The 14,792-nt window shown below is 66.0% G+C and carries 16 protein-coding genes; 8 read left to right on the top strand and 8 right to left on the bottom strand.

Annotation, left to right across the window (positions count from 1 at the left end):
- Window positions 1-21: 21 nt before the first annotated feature.
- On the bottom strand, window positions 22-573 hold the full coding sequence (locus tag ACFSUD_RS07145; RefSeq protein ID WP_386372851.1) for a peroxiredoxin: 552 nt from the start codon (window positions 571-573) through the stop codon (window positions 22-24).
- Between the two features lie 267 nt (window positions 574-840).
- Here ACFSUD_RS07145 and ACFSUD_RS07140 point away from each other — a divergent pair, with 267 nt between their 5' ends.
- Window positions 841-1,419, top strand: a complete 579-nt coding sequence (locus tag ACFSUD_RS07140) for a hypothetical protein (protein ID WP_386372849.1) — start codon at window positions 841-843, stop codon at window positions 1,417-1,419.
- Between the two features lie 101 nt (window positions 1,420-1,520).
- Entirely contained in the window at window positions 1,521-2,474 is a 954-nt protein-coding gene (gene lipA / locus ACFSUD_RS07135) for a lipoyl synthase (protein WP_386372847.1), read from the top strand.
- Here lipA and ACFSUD_RS07130 read toward each other — a convergent pair.
- From ACFSUD_RS07130 to hpt, 4 genes are all read right to left on the bottom strand, one after another.
- Complete coding sequence (locus ACFSUD_RS07130) at window positions 2,471-3,361, bottom strand: cytochrome c (RefSeq protein ID WP_386372845.1); 891 nt, start codon at window positions 3,359-3,361, stop codon at window positions 2,471-2,473. The genes lipA and ACFSUD_RS07130 overlap by 4 nt on opposite strands.
- Before the next feature lie 6 nt (window positions 3,362-3,367).
- A complete protein-coding gene (locus ACFSUD_RS07125) occupies window positions 3,368-3,850 on the bottom strand; it encodes a c-type cytochrome (RefSeq protein ID WP_386372843.1) in 483 nt (160 codons plus the stop codon).
- Window positions 3,851-3,999: 149 nt separating this feature from the next.
- Window positions 4,000-4,173, bottom strand: coding sequence for a hypothetical protein (locus tag ACFSUD_RS07120; RefSeq protein WP_386372841.1), 174 nt, complete (start codon window positions 4,171-4,173; stop codon window positions 4,000-4,002).
- A gap of 11 nt (window positions 4,174-4,184) precedes the next feature.
- Entirely contained in the window at window positions 4,185-4,721 is a 537-nt protein-coding gene (hpt, locus tag ACFSUD_RS07115; protein ID WP_386372839.1) for a hypoxanthine phosphoribosyltransferase, read from the bottom strand.
- A gap of 67 nt (window positions 4,722-4,788) precedes the next feature.
- Between hpt and ACFSUD_RS07110 the strand changes: the two genes are divergently transcribed.
- Window positions 4,789-5,241: a type II toxin-antitoxin system RatA family toxin gene (locus tag ACFSUD_RS07110; protein WP_386372837.1), complete on the top strand. Its 453-nt coding sequence runs from the start codon at window positions 4,789-4,791 to the stop codon at window positions 5,239-5,241.
- Window positions 5,242-5,245: 4 nt separating this feature from the next.
- Here ACFSUD_RS07110 and ACFSUD_RS07105 read toward each other — a convergent pair whose 3' ends face one another.
- The 3 genes from ACFSUD_RS07105 to ACFSUD_RS07095 are packed head-to-tail and all read right to left on the bottom strand — an operon-like array spanning window position 5,246 to window position 7,346.
- Window positions 5,246-5,728 carry a CinA family protein gene (locus ACFSUD_RS07105; protein WP_386372835.1) on the bottom strand — a complete coding sequence of 161 codons (483 nt, stop codon included), beginning with the start codon at window positions 5,726-5,728 and terminating at the stop codon, window positions 5,246-5,248.
- Window positions 5,728-6,219, bottom strand: a complete 492-nt coding sequence (locus ACFSUD_RS07100; protein ID WP_386372833.1) for a phosphatidylglycerophosphatase A family protein — start codon at window positions 6,217-6,219, stop codon at window positions 5,728-5,730. Before ACFSUD_RS07100 ends, ACFSUD_RS07105 begins: the two co-directional genes overlap by 1 nt.
- A complete protein-coding gene (locus ACFSUD_RS07095) occupies window positions 6,216-7,346 on the bottom strand; it encodes a bifunctional 2-C-methyl-D-erythritol 4-phosphate cytidylyltransferase/2-C-methyl-D-erythritol 2,4-cyclodiphosphate synthase (RefSeq protein WP_386372831.1) in 1,131 nt (376 codons plus the stop codon). Before ACFSUD_RS07095 ends, ACFSUD_RS07100 begins: the two co-directional genes overlap by 4 nt.
- A 248-nt stretch (window positions 7,347-7,594) precedes the next feature.
- Here ACFSUD_RS07095 and dusB point away from each other — a divergent pair, with 248 nt between their 5' ends.
- From dusB to ntrX, 5 genes are all read left to right on the top strand, one after another.
- Window positions 7,595-8,527, top strand: a complete 933-nt coding sequence (gene dusB, locus ACFSUD_RS07090) for a tRNA dihydrouridine synthase DusB (protein WP_386373015.1) — start codon at window positions 7,595-7,597, stop codon at window positions 8,525-8,527.
- Window positions 8,524-9,606, top strand: coding sequence for a two-component system sensor histidine kinase NtrB (locus tag ACFSUD_RS07085; RefSeq protein ID WP_386372829.1), 1,083 nt, complete (start codon window positions 8,524-8,526; stop codon window positions 9,604-9,606). Before dusB ends, ACFSUD_RS07085 begins: the two co-directional genes overlap by 4 nt.
- A gap of 2 nt (window positions 9,607-9,608) precedes the next feature.
- On the top strand, window positions 9,609-10,976 hold the full coding sequence (locus ACFSUD_RS07080; protein WP_386372827.1) for a response regulator: 1,368 nt from the start codon (window positions 9,609-9,611) through the stop codon (window positions 10,974-10,976).
- Window positions 10,977-11,077: 101 nt separating this feature from the next.
- Window positions 11,078-13,321, top strand: coding sequence for a sensor histidine kinase NtrY-like (locus ACFSUD_RS07075; RefSeq protein WP_386372825.1), 2,244 nt, complete (start codon window positions 11,078-11,080; stop codon window positions 13,319-13,321).
- Window positions 13,314-14,726: a nitrogen assimilation response regulator NtrX gene (gene ntrX, locus ACFSUD_RS07070; RefSeq protein WP_386372823.1), complete on the top strand. Its 1,413-nt coding sequence runs from the start codon at window positions 13,314-13,316 to the stop codon at window positions 14,724-14,726. Before ACFSUD_RS07075 ends, ntrX begins: the two co-directional genes overlap by 8 nt.
- The last annotated feature ends 66 nt before the right edge of the window (window positions 14,727-14,792 follow it).

Below are 14,792 nucleotides of genomic sequence, written 5' to 3'. Positions count from 1 at the left end.
CGTACTCGTTACCGAAACCGATTATTCCGCTGCGACCGACTTGGCCTTCTCGTTGAGATATTCCAGCAGGTTCTCCGGGCTGGAGACGCCATAGGGGTCCTCGCCGTGGTTGTCGCAGATGCCGGGCTCCTCGAACCAGGCTTCGATCTTGCCGTCATTGACGATCGCGGCATAGCGCCAGCTGCGCGCACCGAAGCCGAGGTTGTCCTTGGCCACCAGCATGCCCATGCGCCGGGTGAATTCGCCGGAACCGTCGGGGATCACGTCGATATTCTCGACACCCTGCATCTCTTTCCACTTGTTCATCACGAAGCTGTCGTTGACCGACAGGCAGTAGATCGCGTCGATGCCGTGGCTCTTGAAGGTCTCGAAATTCTGCTCGAAACCGGGCAGCTGGTAGGTGCTGCAGGTCGGGGTGAAGGCGCCGGGCAGGGAGAACAGCACGACCCGCTTGCCCTTGAAGAAATCATCGCTGGTTTTGTCTTCCCAGCGGAAAGGATTGCTTCCTTCGATGCTTTCGTCACGCACGCGGGTGCGGAAGGTCACGTTGGGCACATTGATACCGGTCTTCATCGCGTCATCCTCTTTAATTCGCTCGTTCGGGCGCCTATCTAGAACGATTCCAAGACGGCTTCAATTCGCGAAATGCCGCAGCTGCGCAATGCCGGTATGACATAGGCTAACAAATTGATATATAGCGCGGATTTGTCGCAGCTCCGGGCAAGCCCGCGCACCCTGCTGCATCTGCGAGAGCCGCATGACTTGACGCGAGAGGCGCGGGCGCAGCACAGTGAGGGCAGGGTGCGCCGAAGAGGGCACACGCCCGGAAAGGGGTCTGCGATGAAGAAGCGCGCGGCGGTACTGGCGGCCTGCGGCTTGGTCCCTGCATTCGCGGCGCAACTCGCGGGCGCGCAGGACGCGGATCGGACCCTTTCGGTTTTCGCCGGTCAGATGACCTCGAATCATTTCGAGGAATTGTTCCGTCCCGGCGATGTGGATTTCGTCGACAGCCAGCTTCTTGGCATCGCGCTGGCGCAGGACTGGCCGCTTGGCGACAGCCGCTGGACATGGGGGATCGAGCTGCAGCTGCTGCGGCATTTCGGCTTGCAGGACCATTGGGAGGCAAACCTGCCGCTGATCCTGCGATATCACCCCGAGCGCCCGTTCTCGCGTCTGCTCGAAAGCGTCGCCTTCGGAGTCGGGGCCTCCTTTGCGAGTGATGTGCCGGAGGTGGAGATCCGCAATGACGGCGATTCCCGGCACAGTCTGGTCTATTGGCTGTTGGAGGCCGAATTCACGGCGCCGCGCGCCGGAGACAGCCTGTTCCTGCGCCTGCATCACCGCTCCGACGCCTTCGGCGCCTTGCAGCCCGAGGCCGGATCGAACGCGGTGGTGGTGGGCTATCGCTGGTCATTCTGAGCCGCGGTGCAGGCGGGACGGGGGCATGACAGGGTGCTTTTGTCTGGCGCGGTTTGTGCTACACAGGGCGCACCGATTTGCGATGACCAGAGGCCTAATTCATGCGTGACTTGAAGATCCCCGAGCAGCGCCACCCCGAAAAGGCCCGGCGACCGGACAATCCTCAGCCCAAGAAACCCGACTGGATCCGCGTCAAGGCGCCCGGCGGCAAGGGCTATGCCGAAACCGCGCGGATCATGCGCGACAACAAGCTGGTCACCGTCTGCGAAGAGGCCGGCTGCCCCAATGTTGGGGAATGCTGGAGCCAGGGTCACGCTACGATGATGATCATGGGCGAGGTCTGCACTCGCGCCTGTACCTTCTGCAACATCGCGACCGGCCGCCCGCCCGAGGCGCTTGATGTGTTCGAGCCGGGGCGTGTCGCCGATGCGGTGGCGAAGCTCGGGCTCAATCACGTGGTGATCACGAGCGTTGACCGTGACGATGTCGAGGACGGCGGGGCGGAGCATTTTGCCCAGACCATCCGCGCCGTGCGCCATCGCAGCCCGGAGACGACGATCGAGATCCTGACACCGGATTTCATCCGCTGCGACGCCTCGGCGCTGGAGAAGGTCGTGGAGGCGCGGCCGGATGTCTTCAATCACAACCTCGAAACCGTGCCCGGTCTCTACCCCGAGGTGCGCCCCGGCGCGCGCTATTTCCATTCGCTGCGGCTGCTCCAGCGGGTCAAGGAACTCGACCCGTCGATGTTCACCAAGTCGGGCATCATGGTCGGGCTCGGAGAGGACCGCCAATCGGTGATCCAGGTGATGGAGGACATGCGCGCGGCGGATATCGATTTCCTCACCATCGGACAATATCTGCAGCCGACGCCCAAGCATCACGCGGTCGACCGTTTCGTGCATCCCGATGAATTCGCCTCTTATGAGAAGGCGGCCTATGGCAAGGGTTTCCTGATGGTCTCGGCCACGCCGCTCACCCGATCGAGCTATCACGCGGGCGATGATTTCGCCCGTCTGCGCGCGGCGCGCAACCGCAAGCTCGGCATCGCCTAGGGAATTGGCGGCAGCGCCTTGAGATATGTGATGATCGCGGCGCGGTCGCTTTCGGGCAATTGCGCGAGATTGTCCACGACCTCGGCCATCTCGCCGCCCGCGGTGTCGTAATCCGGGGTGAAACCGGTGGTGAAATAGCCCATCAGATCGGCCTCGGACCAGCTGAGCTCGCCCGGCGTGATGTTGGGAATGCGCCCCTTGCCCGAGAGGTTGGGCGCACCGGCGAGCCAGCGGCTGCGATCGAGCCCGCCCAAGGCATTGCGCGGCGTGTGACATTCGCCGCAATGGGCCAGCGCCTCGACGAGATAGCGGCCGCGTACCAGTTGCGCGTTCCCGGAGGCCGCGACGACGTGATCCTGCGCCATGAACAGACGTTTCCAGAGGCCGAGGCCGCGGCGGATGTTGAAGGGAAAGCCGACCTCATGGGCGCGGCTCGGCGTCGCATCGGGCGGCAGGCTCTGCATATAGGCGAAGAGGTCGCGCAGGTCCTCCGCGGTCATGTGCTGATAGGCCGTGTAGGGGAAGGCGGGATAGTAATGCTCGCCCTCCGGCGAGACGCCGCGGGTCAGGGCGCGGGCGAAATCCTCGAAACTCCAGCTGCCGATACCGGCCTCGGGATGGGGCGAGATGTTGGGGGCGTGGAACGTGCCGAAGTCGCTGGCAAAGCCCATGCCGCCGGTCAGCACAAGCCTGTCCTCGCCCTCCGATTTCGGCGCGGCGTGACAGGAGGCACAGCCCGCCGCGGTAAAGACAAGCGCGCCGGCCTCCGGGTCGGGCTGATGGTCGGCGGCAAGATCACGTTCGAGATCGGCCGGGCGGGTCAGCGCCCAGCCGAGCCCGCCGACCATGAGCAGGCCGATCAGCAGGATCAGCAGAAGCCGCCGCATGTCAGCTTACTTATTCTCGGGCCCGCGGTAATCCTCGTGGCACGCCTTGCAGGCGCCGCCGAGATCGCCCATCGCGGCCTTCAGCGCGTCGAGATCGGTCCCGGCCGCGTCAATCATCGCGGCGCTGGCCTGCCCGAGCTGGTCGTATTTCTCCGCGAAACCGGCCGAATCGCTCCAGATCTCCGCCTTGGCGCGGGTGCCCTCGGCGACGCCCTGTTCCGTGCCCTCGATCCACATCGTCGCGTTTTCGAAGGAGGCCGCGGTGTTGAGATTGGTCGCCGCGAGCCGCGCCAGTTCGGCATCATATTCCCGCTCGCCCTTGGCCATCGCGCCGAGAATGCCGGTGTGATAACCCACCAGCCGCATCTGCGCCTGCCGCGCCGCAACCGCGGGATCGAGCTCCGCCGCCTTCTGCGCGATGGCGATACCGGCGCTGGCGGTGAGGGCGAGGCCGAGCCAGAGGAATGTCGATTTTCCGAGTGTCGTCATGGTGATCTCCCTTGTTTTCGGAACGGTAACACGCGTTCGTGAGGGGAGAGCTGACAAAAATGTGATCGATTCGTCGAAACGGCGCGCGCGCGGCGCGGACGGGCGCCTCCGGCGGAGGTATTTGTCACCCGAAGAAGCGCGCGGGGCGATCAGAACCGTGGCCGGATTCTCTCGGCTGTCGCCCAGTCCGGCCAGTAGCCCAGCCATTCGATCGCGCCGATCGCCAGTGCCAGGGCAATGATCGCGAAGACCAGCTTGACCCGGGCCGGAGAGGGCGGGTTGCGCGCCCAGCGGGACATGCGAAACAGCCAGCGCGGCTCCATCAACGGGATCCTCAGGTGAAGCGGACCTTGCCGATATAGGGCAGGTTGCGGTTGCGTTGTGCGAAGTCGATGCCGTAGCCGACGACGAATTCGTCCGGGATCTCGAAGCCTGTCCAGTCGGCCTTGAGATCGACCTCGCGGCGGCTCGGCTTGTCGAGCAGCGCGATGGAGCGCAGCCTGGCCGGGTTGCGCGAGCGCAGCAGGTTGGTGACGTGATGCAACGTGTGGCCGGTATCGACGATATCCTCCACCACCAGCACGTCGCGCCCCTCGATGGCGCCGCGCAGATCCTTGAGGATGCGCACCTCGCGGCTGCTTTCCGTGCCGTCGCCATAGCTCGAGGCTTCGAGGAAATCGACCTCGATCGGCAGGTCGAGCTCGCGCACCAGGTCCGCGATGAACACGAAGGAACCGCGCAGCAGCCCGACGACGATCAGCTTGTCTGTCTCGCGGAATTCTTCCTGAATGGAGCGGCACAGCGTTTCGATCCGCGCCGCGATGGATTTTGCCGAGATCAGCTCGTCGATGACATAGGGCCGGTTTGGCATGGCTTTGCTCTTGAATTCCCGCGGCTGAACAGAGACACAGGGCTACCGCGCCAGATGATGGAAATCAATGCCCAGCCACTCAGAGACCCGCTTTCTTCCCTACACGGCCCAGCAGATGTACGACCTGGTCGCCGATGTCGGCAGCTATCCCGATTTTCTGCCCTGGACCGCCGCGGCGCGGATCCGCAGCAACGAGGATCGCGGCGATCACCGGGTGATGGAGGCCGATCTGGTGATCTCCTTCAAGGTGTTCCGCGAACGTTTCACCAGCCGGGTCGTGCTTTGGCCCGGGGAGCGCCGGATCGACACGGAATATCTCGACGGGCCGTTCAAATACATGAAGTCGGAGTGGAAATTCGCCGAGGCGCCGGGCGGCTGCGAGGTTTATTTCCATGTCGATTTCGAGTTCCGCAACGCCTTGTTGCAGCGCATCATCGGGGTCGTGTTCAACGAGGCGATGCAGCGCGTGGTGCGTGCTTTCGAGCAGCGTGCAGAGCAGCTTTACGGCGCCAAGGTCTGAGCTCTCAGGGCGTATCGGTGCCGGTCAGCGCGCGCAGGATCAGACCGAGCGCGTGATCCCGCGCGCCTGTGCGCACCGCATCGCGGCCCGGTGCCCCGAAATCGATGGTTTCGCTGTGCAGCGGCTCCGGGCCTGCGAGGGCGAAGCAGACCCGGCCCTCGGGCTTGTGCTCCGATCCGCCGGGCCCGGCGATGCCGGTGATCGAGACGGCGAATTGCGCCTGTGAACGGGCCAGCGCGCCCTGCGCCATTTCCCGTGCCACGTCTTCGGAAACCGCGCCATGGGTCTGCAGGGTTTGCGCGCAGACGCCGAGCAGGTCGATCTTCGCAGCGTTGGTATAGGTGACGAAACCGCGGTCGAATATGTCCGAGGAGCCCGGAAGCTCGGTCAGCGCCGCCGCAACGAGGCCGCCGGTGCAGCTTTCGGCGCAGGTGAGCATCACGCCGCGGTCGCGGGCCGCCTGCAGGATCCGCGCGTTCAACGTCATCACATCGCCCCGTGATAGAGGGCAGCCAGCGCCAGCACGCCGAATGCGGCGAAGATACCGGCGAAGACATCATCCAGCATCACGCCAAGCGCATCGCCGCGCCTGTCGGCCCAGCCGACAATCAGCGGTTTCCAGATGTCAAAGAGCCGGAACAGCACGAAGGCGGCGATCCAGCCCGGCCACATGGCGAGCATGCTGATCTGCATCGACCAGGCGGCATAGCTGAGCGGCAGCAGCGCGATCCACTGGCCGACGAGTTCATCGACGACGATCTCGGAAGGGTCGTGGTTGTCGCTGCCCGCGGTCATCCGCGCGGTGGCCCACCAGCCCTTGGCAAAGGCGATGACGATGCCGAGGAGCAGCAGGGGGAAGCCGCCGATCATATGCAGCAGCCAGGCATAGGGCAGGGCGACCAGCGAGCCCCAGGTGCCCGGTGCCGGGCGGATATGCCCGACGCCGAGCAGGGTGGCGATCATCCAGGCGAGTCTCATGGTTTCACCAGCGTCGCGGTGGCCATGCAGGCGATGCCTTCGCCGCGGCCGGTGAAGCCGAGCCTCTCCGAGGTGGTGGCCTTCACCGACACGCGGTCAGCATCGAGTTCGAGGATCGCTGCCACCTGTTCGCGCATCGCCTGGGCATGGGGGCCAATCTTGGGCTGTTCGCAGATCAGCGTGCAATCCACATGGGTCAGGGTGAAGCCGAGATCGCGCACGAGCCCGGCGGCATGGCGTAGGAAGATGTCGCTGCGCGCGCCTTTCCATTGCGGATCGGAGGGCGGGAAATGCTGGCCGATATCGCCGCGCGCCAGCGCGCCATAGATCGCATCGGTGATCGTATGGAGCCCGACATCGGCGTCGGAATGGCCGACAAGTCCTTGATCATGCGCGATATCCACGCCGCAGAGCGTCACGTGATCGCCGGGACCGAAGGCATGTACGTCAAAGCCGTTGCCGGTGCGAATATCCATCTGCCGCTCCAATATACGGGCGGCGCGGGCGAAATCCGCGCCATGGGTGATCTTGAGGTTATCGGCGCTGCCCGGGGTGATGGCAACCGGGATTCCGGCGGCGCGGGCGACGGCCACGTCATCGGCGGCGGGGCCGTCATGGGCGGCATGGGCGGCGCTGATCTTCGCCAGATCGAAACCCTGCGGGGTCTGCGCGGCAAAGAGATGGCTGCGGTCTTCGGTGCCGCTGACCTGCCCGTCCTCACCGCGCCAGAGCGCATCGGTCACCGGCAGGCCGGGGGCGGCGGCGGGCGAGGTCTTGAGCGCCGCGATCACCGCGTCGATTACCGGCGCAGAAACGCAGGGCCGGGCGGCGTCGTGGATCAACACATGGCTGGCATCGCCGCAGGCGCGCAGACCCAAACGCACCGAATCCGCGCGCTCCCTGCCGCCCGGCACCACGATGACCCCCTGCGCCTCGAAGGCGGCGGCGCGGTGCATCTCGTCAGGATGCAGCACCAGCACGATCCGCGCCACCTGCGGATGGGTGGAGAAGGCGGCAAGCGTATGGTCGATGACCCGGGCCCCGGCGAGCTTTTGCCATTGCTTGGCGATCTCTCCGCCCGCCCGGGTGCCACGTCCGGCGGCGACGATCAGGGCGGCGATGCGCATCGGCGATGTCCTTTGCGGAATGGGAAGTGATTTGTGGCCCTGTCTATGCAATGCCGGGATCGGGTGCAATCGGCGCAGAACTGCCTGTTTTTTGAGCGGTGACCTTCCGGCAGCGCGGCGGATCGGGCTTTCATTCATTGAGCCGGAACGCGCGAGGCGCTAAACGAAAGGGGAATTGCACAAGGAATAAGCACGTGAGCGCCGCCGCCCTGCCGCTGGATCTCGATCCGCCGGTCTTTCTCGCGCCGATGGCCGGGATCACCGATCTGCCCTACCGCAATCTGGTGGCCTCCTTCGGTGCCGGCCTGGTCGTGTCGGAGATGGTGGCGAGCCAGGAATTGCTCTGCGCCCGGCCCGGCACGCGGGAGAAGGCGGAGCTCGGCCTCGGCGTGCAGGGCAGCGCGGTGCAGCTGGCCGGACGCGAAGCGGCGCCGATGGCGGAGGCGGCACGGATGGTCGCCGCGCAGGGCGCGCGGATCATCGACATCAACATGGGCTGCCCGGCGAAGAAGGTGACCCAAGGTTACTCCGGCTCGGCGTTGATGCGCGACCCGGATCATGCCCTGCGGCTGATCGAAGCGGTGGTGGGGGCGGTCGATGTGCCGGTCACGCTGAAGACCCGGCTCGGCTGGGATGACAGCAACCTCAACGCGCCGCAGATCGCGCGCCGCGCCGAGGCGGCCGGGGTGGTGATGATCACCATTCATGGCCGCACCCGGTGTCAGTTCTACAAGGGCCGCGCCGATTGGGCCGCGATCCGCGCGGTCAAGGAAGCGGTCGATATTCCGGTGATCGCCAATGGCGATATCCTCGGTCCCGCCTGCGCGCGCCGGGCGATGGCGCAATCGGGGGCGGATGGGGTGATGGTCGGGCGCGGGGCGCAGGGGCGGCCCTGGCTGCTGGCGCAGATCGCCCATGAGCTTTATGGCCAGGCCGCGCCGAAGATCCCTGAGGGCGCAGCCTTCGCCGATATGGTGGCCGCGCATTATCAAGAGATCCTGCGGTTTTACGGTACCGATCTGGGCCCGCGCGTGGCGCGCAAGCATCTGGGCTGGTACATGGACCGCTGCGCCACCCCTGCGAATCTGCGCCGCGCGCTGCTGACCGAGAAATCTCCGGGCGGTGTCCTGCGGCTGATGGGCGAGGCGATGTCGGGAATCGATGCGGCGGTGGCGGCGTGAGCCGCGAGGCCGCGATCTGGGCCTCGTTGCCGGTGCCTGCGCTGATCCTCGACCCCGAGGATCGTATCGAGGAGATCAACCCGGCGGCGGAGGATTTCCTCAACGCCTCGGCGCGCAGCATCCTCGGCCGCGGCATCTGGCAGGTGATCCTGACGGAGACGCCGCTCGCCCTCGCTCTGGCCCGGGCGCGCGAGAGCGGCGCGCCGCTCATCGTCAACGATCTCGATATCGCGCGCCTCGCCCAACCGGCGTTGCGCTGCGCGCTGCAGGTGGCGCCGCTTGCCGGGGGCGAGGCGCGGATGATCATGGTGATCACGCCGCGCGATCTCGCCGGACGTCTGGGCGAGAATATCTCGGTGAAGGCGGCAGCGCGCTCGGCGATCGGCATGGCCGAGATGCTGGCGCATGAGATCAAGAACCCGCTCGCGGGGATCACCGGGGCGGCGCAGTTGCTGGGCATGGGGCTCGGCCCCGAGGATCAGGAGCTGACCGGCCTCATCGTCGCGGAATCGCGGCGCATCGTGAAGCTGCTGGAACGGGTCGAGCAATTCGGCAATCCCGGCCCGCCCGAGTTCGCGCCGGTCAACCTGCATGACATACTCGACCGGGCGCGCCATTCCGCGCGGCTCGGCTTCGGCGCGCGGATGCGGATCGAGCAGGATTACGACCCCTCGCTGCCGCCCGCGCTCGGCGACAAGGACCAGCTGCTTCAGGTGGTGCTGAACCTGCTGAAGAATGCCGCGGAGGCGGCCGGACCGGAGGGCGGGACGATCCGTCTGCGCAGCTATTTCGAACATGGTTTCAGGCTGCGCCGCGCCGACGGCATCGGCCCGCCATTGCCGTTGCAGATCGAGGTGGTGGATGACGGGCCGGGCCTGCCCGAGGCGATCCGCGACGCGCTCTTCGATCCTTTTGTGTCGGGGCGCGAAAACGGCACCGGTCTGGGGCTGGCGCTGGTCAGCAAGATCGTCTCGGAACATGGCGGCTGGATCTCGGTCGCCTCGCAGCCCGGCCACACGGTGTTTCGCATTTCACTGCCCCGCGCGCCGCAGGGCGCCGGCGGCACAGGGGAGGATTGATCATGGACGGCACGGTTCTGGTTGCAGATGACGATCGCACGATCCGCACGGTGCTGACCCAGGCGCTGACCCGGGCGGGCTGCAAGGTTCATGCCACGTCGAGCCTGACAACGCTGATGCGCTGGGTCGGCGAGGGGATGGGCGATGTGGTGATCTCCGATGTGGCAATGCCCGATGGCAACGGGCTTGAAATGCTGCCCAAGATCGCCGCCGACCGGCCGGAGTTGCCGGTGATCGTGATTTCGGCGCAGAACACGATCATGACGGCGATCAAGGCGAGCGAGGCCAAGGCCTTCGATTATCTGCCCAAGCCCTTCGACCTGCCGGACCTGATGAAGCGCACCGCCCGCGCGCTGGAACATCGCGGCGCGGGGTCGGTCGTCCGTGTGGCGCCGGTCGATGGCGCGGATCAGGACCTGCCGCTGCTCGGGCGCACGCCGGTGATGCAGCGGCTCTACGATCTCGTTGCCCGGCTCGTCCGGTCCGATCTGCCGGTGTTGATCCGCGGCGAATCCGGCACCGGCAAGACCCTCATCGCGCGGCTGATCCACGATTTCTCCGACCGCCGTGCAGCGCCTTTCGTGACGCTGAGCGCCGGTGACCTGCAGGAGCCGGGCTGCGGTGAACCGCTTCTGGCACGGGCCCGCGGCGGCAGCCTGCTGATCGAGGAGATCGGCGACATCGTACCGGCGGCGCAGGCCGAATTGCTGCGCATGATCGACGCACCGGGCGAAGCGCCGCCGCGTTTCCTCGCCACCAGCCAGGCCGATCTCGCCGCCGCGTTACAGGAGGGTCGGCTGCGCAGCGATCTCTTCTACCGGCTGTCGGGGGCGACACTCGACGTGCCCGCCCTGCGCGAACGGGTGGAGGATATCCCGCTGCTGGCGGCGCATTTCCTGCAGGGCAACGAAAGCAACGCGCCGGGGCCGCAGCGGCTGTCGCGGGCGGCCGAACAGGTCTTCGCCCGCCACCCCTGGCCCGGCAATGTGCGCCAGCTTGAACATGCGATCGCGCAGCTCGCCCTGACCAGCCGCGACAGCGAGATCAGCGCGGCGGAGGCCGAACAGGTGCTCGGCATGCAAACCGCCGCCGCACCGCGCGAAAGCGGTGACGAGGATGACCGTCTCGGCGCCTCGGTGGCGCGTCACCTGCGCCGCTATTTCGATCTGCACGGTGCCGAGCTGCCGCCGCCCGGTCTTTACGCGCGCATCCTGCGCGAGGTCGAGACGCCGCTGATCGAGATCGGGCTGGAAAAGACCTTCGGCAATCAGGCGAAATGTGCCGAATTGCTCGGCATCAACCGCAATACTTTGCGCAAGAAGATCACCGAGCTCGATATAGAGGTGACACGCGGTCGGAAAATGATGTAAAACCGCCACATAACCGTGGCCATCGGGCGTCATGCCCGTTCAGGACCACATAATATGGCGGTTGATGCAGCAATGCATCGCATCATCGGTGAGGGCAGCGGGTGGCAACCCGGTCACGCAGTACAGCGTTAATCAAACTCGGTCGTCTGCGGCGCCTGCGTCGGCTGCGCAATGTGGCGACCTTCGGGCTCGTGGTCATGGGGCCGCTGCTGGCGCTGGCCACCTATCTGGTGCTCGGGCCGCTGGGGCAGGGGGCGGACACGCTCGGTCTGCGGCTGATCCTGTTGACCGATCTCGTCTATGTGCTCGGCGTCGCGGCGCTGGTGCTGAGCCAGGTGGCGCGGCTGGTCGCGGCGCGGCGCGCCAAATCGGCCGGGTCGCGGCTGCACCTGCGGCTCACCGGCGTCTTCGCGCTGATGGCGCTGATCCCGACCGTGTCGGTCGCGGTCTTCGCGGTGCTGACCATCAATGTCGGGCTTGAGGGCTGGTTTTCGGACCGGGTGCGCAGCGTGGTCGGCAATTCGCTGGCCGCCGCGCAGGCCTATGAGACGGAGCAGCGCGAGGATCTGGAGGAGGACGCGCTGGCGCTGGCGCGCAGCATCGACACGGCCCGCCGCCAGGGCATCGGCCTCAGCGACAGCGAGCTGCTCGGCGAGGGCCAGCGCCAGATCCAGCGCGGGCTGCGCGAGGCTTTCATGATCGATGGCACCGGCCAGATCCGCGCCCGGGGCGACCGCTCCTATCTGTTCTATTTCGACCCGCCGCCGGAGGCGAAGGTCGAGGCCGCCAAAAGCGAGCAGGTCACGGTGATCGAGGATTGGCCCAACAACGAGTTCCGTGCGCTGGTGCGGCTTGATTCCTATGTCGACCGCTATCTCTATGTCAGCCGCGATGTGGATGGCGAAATCCTCTCTCTGCTCGATGACACGCGCGAGACGGTGCGGCTGTACCAACAGCTCGAATCCGAACGCGGCCGTCTGCTCTTCGAATTCGGCCTGCTCTATCTGGCTTTCGCGGTGATCCTGATCCTCGCCGCGGTCTGGCTCGGCCTGTGGTTCGCCGAACGGCTTTCCGGCCCGGTCGGGCGGCTCACCGGCGCGGCCCAGCAGGTCGGCGCGGGGGATCTCGGCGTGCAGGTGCCCGAGGAAGAGGGCGATGACGAGATCGCCATGCTCGGGCGCTATTTCAACCAGATGACCCGCCAGCTCAACGGCCAGCGCGAGACATTGCTCGACAACACCCGCCAGATCGAACGCCGCCGCCGGTTGTTTGATTCCGTGCTGAGCTCGGTCACCTCCGGGGTTGTCGGGCTCGACGCGGAAGGACGCGTGGCCTTCGTCAATCGCTCGGCGATGCGGCTGCTCGACTGGGACGAGGAGCAGAACACCATGCCGCTCAATGTCGCGGTGCCGGAATTCGGCCCGCTCTTCGAGACCATGGTGCAGGGGCCGGGCGAGGTGGCGCAGGGCGAGGTCAAGGTCTCGCGCCAGGGCAAGCTCGAAAACCTGCTGGTGCGCATGGCGACGCGGCGCTCGGACTCGGGAAAGCTGGAAGGCTATGTGGTGGCCTTTGACGACGTGACCGATCTGGTCAGCGCCCAGCGCATGGCGGCCTGGGGCGACGTGGCGCGCCGCATCGCCCATGAGATCAAGAACCCGCTGACCCCGATCCAGCTCAGCGCCGAACGCATCCAGCGCAAGTTTTCCCGCAAGCTCGGCGAGGACGGCGAGAAGCTGCAGCAGATGACCGGCGTGATCATCCGCCAGACCAACGACCTGCGCCGCATCGTCGATGAATTTTCGAAATTCGCCCGGATGCCGGAACCGGTGACCCGGCCGGAAAACCTCGCAGAGCTGGTGCGTGACGCGGTGCTGCTCCAGCAGGCGGGACAGCCGGGCGTGCAGATCACCGCCGATCTGCCCGATGCGCCGCTGCTCGCACAGATCGACGCGACGATGATCCACCAGGCGGTGACCAACCTGATCAAGAATGCCGGCGAGGCGATCGAGACGCGGCTGCGCGAGGGCGACGAGGACTTCCGCGCGAGCATCAGGGTGACGCTCCGGACGCAGGGCGACAATGCCGAGCTCGTCATTACCGACAACGGCATCGGCCTGCCGGAGGACCGTTCGCGCCTGTTCGAACCCTATGTGACGACCCGCAGCGAGGGCACCGGGCTCGGCCTGCCGATCGTCAAGAAGATCATCGAGGAACATGGCGGTGGCCTCAGCCTCGACAACGCGCCCGCGCAGAGCGGGCTTACCCCTTATGGCGCCATGGCGGTGATCACGCTGCCGCTGGCCCAACATTCACAAGCAAAGCCAGTGGAGAGAGTAGATGAGTGACATTCTTATTGTGGACGACGAGCGCGACATCCGCGAATTGATTTCGGATATTCTGGAGGACGAAGGCTTTGCGACACGGCTGGCGGCCAATTCCGACGAGACGGTCCAGGCGATCAACGTCGAACCCCCGGCGCTGATGATCCTCGACATCTGGCTCAAGGACAGCCGGATGGACGGGATCGACATTCTCAAGACGGTGAAACGCGACAATCCGGACATCCCCGTGGTGATCATCTCGGGCCACGGCAATATCGAGATCGCAGTCGCGGCGATCAAGCAGGGGGCCTATGACTTCATCGAGAAACCCTTCAACATCGACCAGCTTCTGGTGGTGATCCGCCGCGCCATGGAGACGGCACGGCTGCGCCGCGAGAACCAGAATCTGAAACGCCGCGACGTCAGCTCCGCCGAAATGATCGGCGCCTCCGCTGCCTATCGCACCATGATCGGCCAGCTCGACAAGGTGACCAAATCGAACGGCCGGGTGATGCTAACCGGTCCCGCCGGGGCGGGCAAGGAGGTGGCGGCGCGCTATATCCATGCCCATTCGGCCCGCGCCTCGGCGCCCTTCGTGACGGTCAACTGCGCCGGGGTCTCGCCCGAACGCATGGAAGAGGTGCTGTTCGGCCGGGAAGGTGCCGATCGCGGCGTCGAGCCCGGCCTGCTCGAACAGGCGCATGGCGGGGTGATCTATTTCGACGAGGTCGCCGACATGCCGCCCGGCACCCAGTCCAAGATCCTGCGGGTGCTGGTGGATCAGCAATTCACCCGCGCCGGGGGCAATGACAAGGTGCGCGTCGATCTGCGGGTGATCTCCAGCACCAGCAAGGATCTCGACGCCGCGATCCGAGCCGGGCAGTTCCGTCAGGAATTGTACCACCGGCTCAACGTCGTGCCGATCGCGGTTCCCTCGCTCGAAGACCGTCGCGAGGACATCCCGCTGCTCGCCCAGCATTTCATCACCGAGTTCAACAGCTCCCAGGGCCTGCCGCAGCGCGCCTTGAGCGACGACGCGGTGGCGCTGATGCAGACCATGATCTGGCCCGGCAACGTGCGCCAGCTGAAGAACCTGGTCGAACGGGTACTGATCCTCGGCGACGGCACCGGCCCGATCGAGGCGCGGGAATTGCCCGGCGAGGAGGATCACAGCAAGGATGACGGCCGCGTGGTGCTCTCCGGAACCCTGGCCACCCTGCCGCTGCGCGAGGCCCGCGAAGCATTCGAGCGCGAATACCTGCTGACCCAGATCAACCGCTTCGGCGGTAATATCAGCCGCACCGCCAGCTTCGTCGGCATGGAACGCTCGGCGCTGCACCGCAAGCTGAAATCCCTCGGCGTGGTGACCTCCGCAAAGGCCGGCGTGCGCGTCGCCCATGTGGACGAGGAGCTCGACGCCGCCGAATGAAGCGCTGGCGCCTCTTTATGCCGGAAATACTCCGGGGAGCGTGAGGGGCCGGCCCCTCACTCCCGC

It is taken from the genome of Sulfitobacter aestuarii (assembly GCF_042685005.1).
In the GTDB taxonomy this organism is placed as follows: Bacteria; Pseudomonadota; Alphaproteobacteria; order Rhodobacterales; family Rhodobacteraceae; genus Sulfitobacter; species Sulfitobacter aestuarii.
Note: the sequence above shows the minus strand (reverse complement) of the source record. Positions and strands in the feature narration are given on the sequence as shown.

Bases quoted from the DNA above. Each gene is read 5' to 3' on its own strand.
- lipA (WP_386372847.1), top strand. From the start codon at position 1,521: ATGCGTGACTTGAAGATCCCCGAGCAGCGCCACCCCGAAAAGGCCCGG.
- ACFSUD_RS07140 (WP_386372849.1), top strand. From the start codon at position 841: ATGAAGAAGCGCGCGGCGGTACTGGCGGCCTGCGGCTTGGTCCCTGCA.
- ACFSUD_RS07080 (WP_386372827.1), top strand. From the start codon at position 9,609: ATGGACGGCACGGTTCTGGTTGCAGATGACGATCGCACGATCCGCACG.
- ACFSUD_RS07105 (WP_386372835.1), bottom strand. From the start codon at position 5,728: ATGACGTTGAACGCGCGGATCCTGCAGGCGGCCCGCGACCGCGGCGTG.
- dusB (WP_386373015.1), top strand. From the start codon at position 7,595: ATGGCCGGGATCACCGATCTGCCCTACCGCAATCTGGTGGCCTCCTTC.
- ACFSUD_RS07110 (WP_386372837.1), top strand. From the start codon at position 4,789: ATGCCCAGCCACTCAGAGACCCGCTTTCTTCCCTACACGGCCCAGCAG.
- ACFSUD_RS07145 (WP_386372851.1), bottom strand. From the start codon at position 573: ATGAAGACCGGTATCAATGTGCCCAACGTGACCTTCCGCACCCGCGTG.
- hpt (WP_386372839.1), bottom strand. From the start codon at position 4,721: ATGCCAAACCGGCCCTATGTCATCGACGAGCTGATCTCGGCAAAATCC.
- ACFSUD_RS07130 (WP_386372845.1), bottom strand. From the start codon at position 3,361: ATGCGGCGGCTTCTGCTGATCCTGCTGATCGGCCTGCTCATGGTCGGC.
- ACFSUD_RS07100 (WP_386372833.1), bottom strand. From the start codon at position 6,219: ATGAGACTCGCCTGGATGATCGCCACCCTGCTCGGCGTCGGGCATATC.
- ACFSUD_RS07120 (WP_386372841.1), bottom strand. From the start codon at position 4,173: ATGGAGCCGCGCTGGCTGTTTCGCATGTCCCGCTGGGCGCGCAACCCG.
- ACFSUD_RS07125 (WP_386372843.1), bottom strand. From the start codon at position 3,850: ATGACGACACTCGGAAAATCGACATTCCTCTGGCTCGGCCTCGCCCTC.
- ACFSUD_RS07095 (WP_386372831.1), bottom strand. From the start codon at position 7,346: ATGCGCATCGCCGCCCTGATCGTCGCCGCCGGACGTGGCACCCGGGCG.
- ntrX (WP_386372823.1), top strand. From the start codon at position 13,314: ATGAGTGACATTCTTATTGTGGACGACGAGCGCGACATCCGCGAATTG.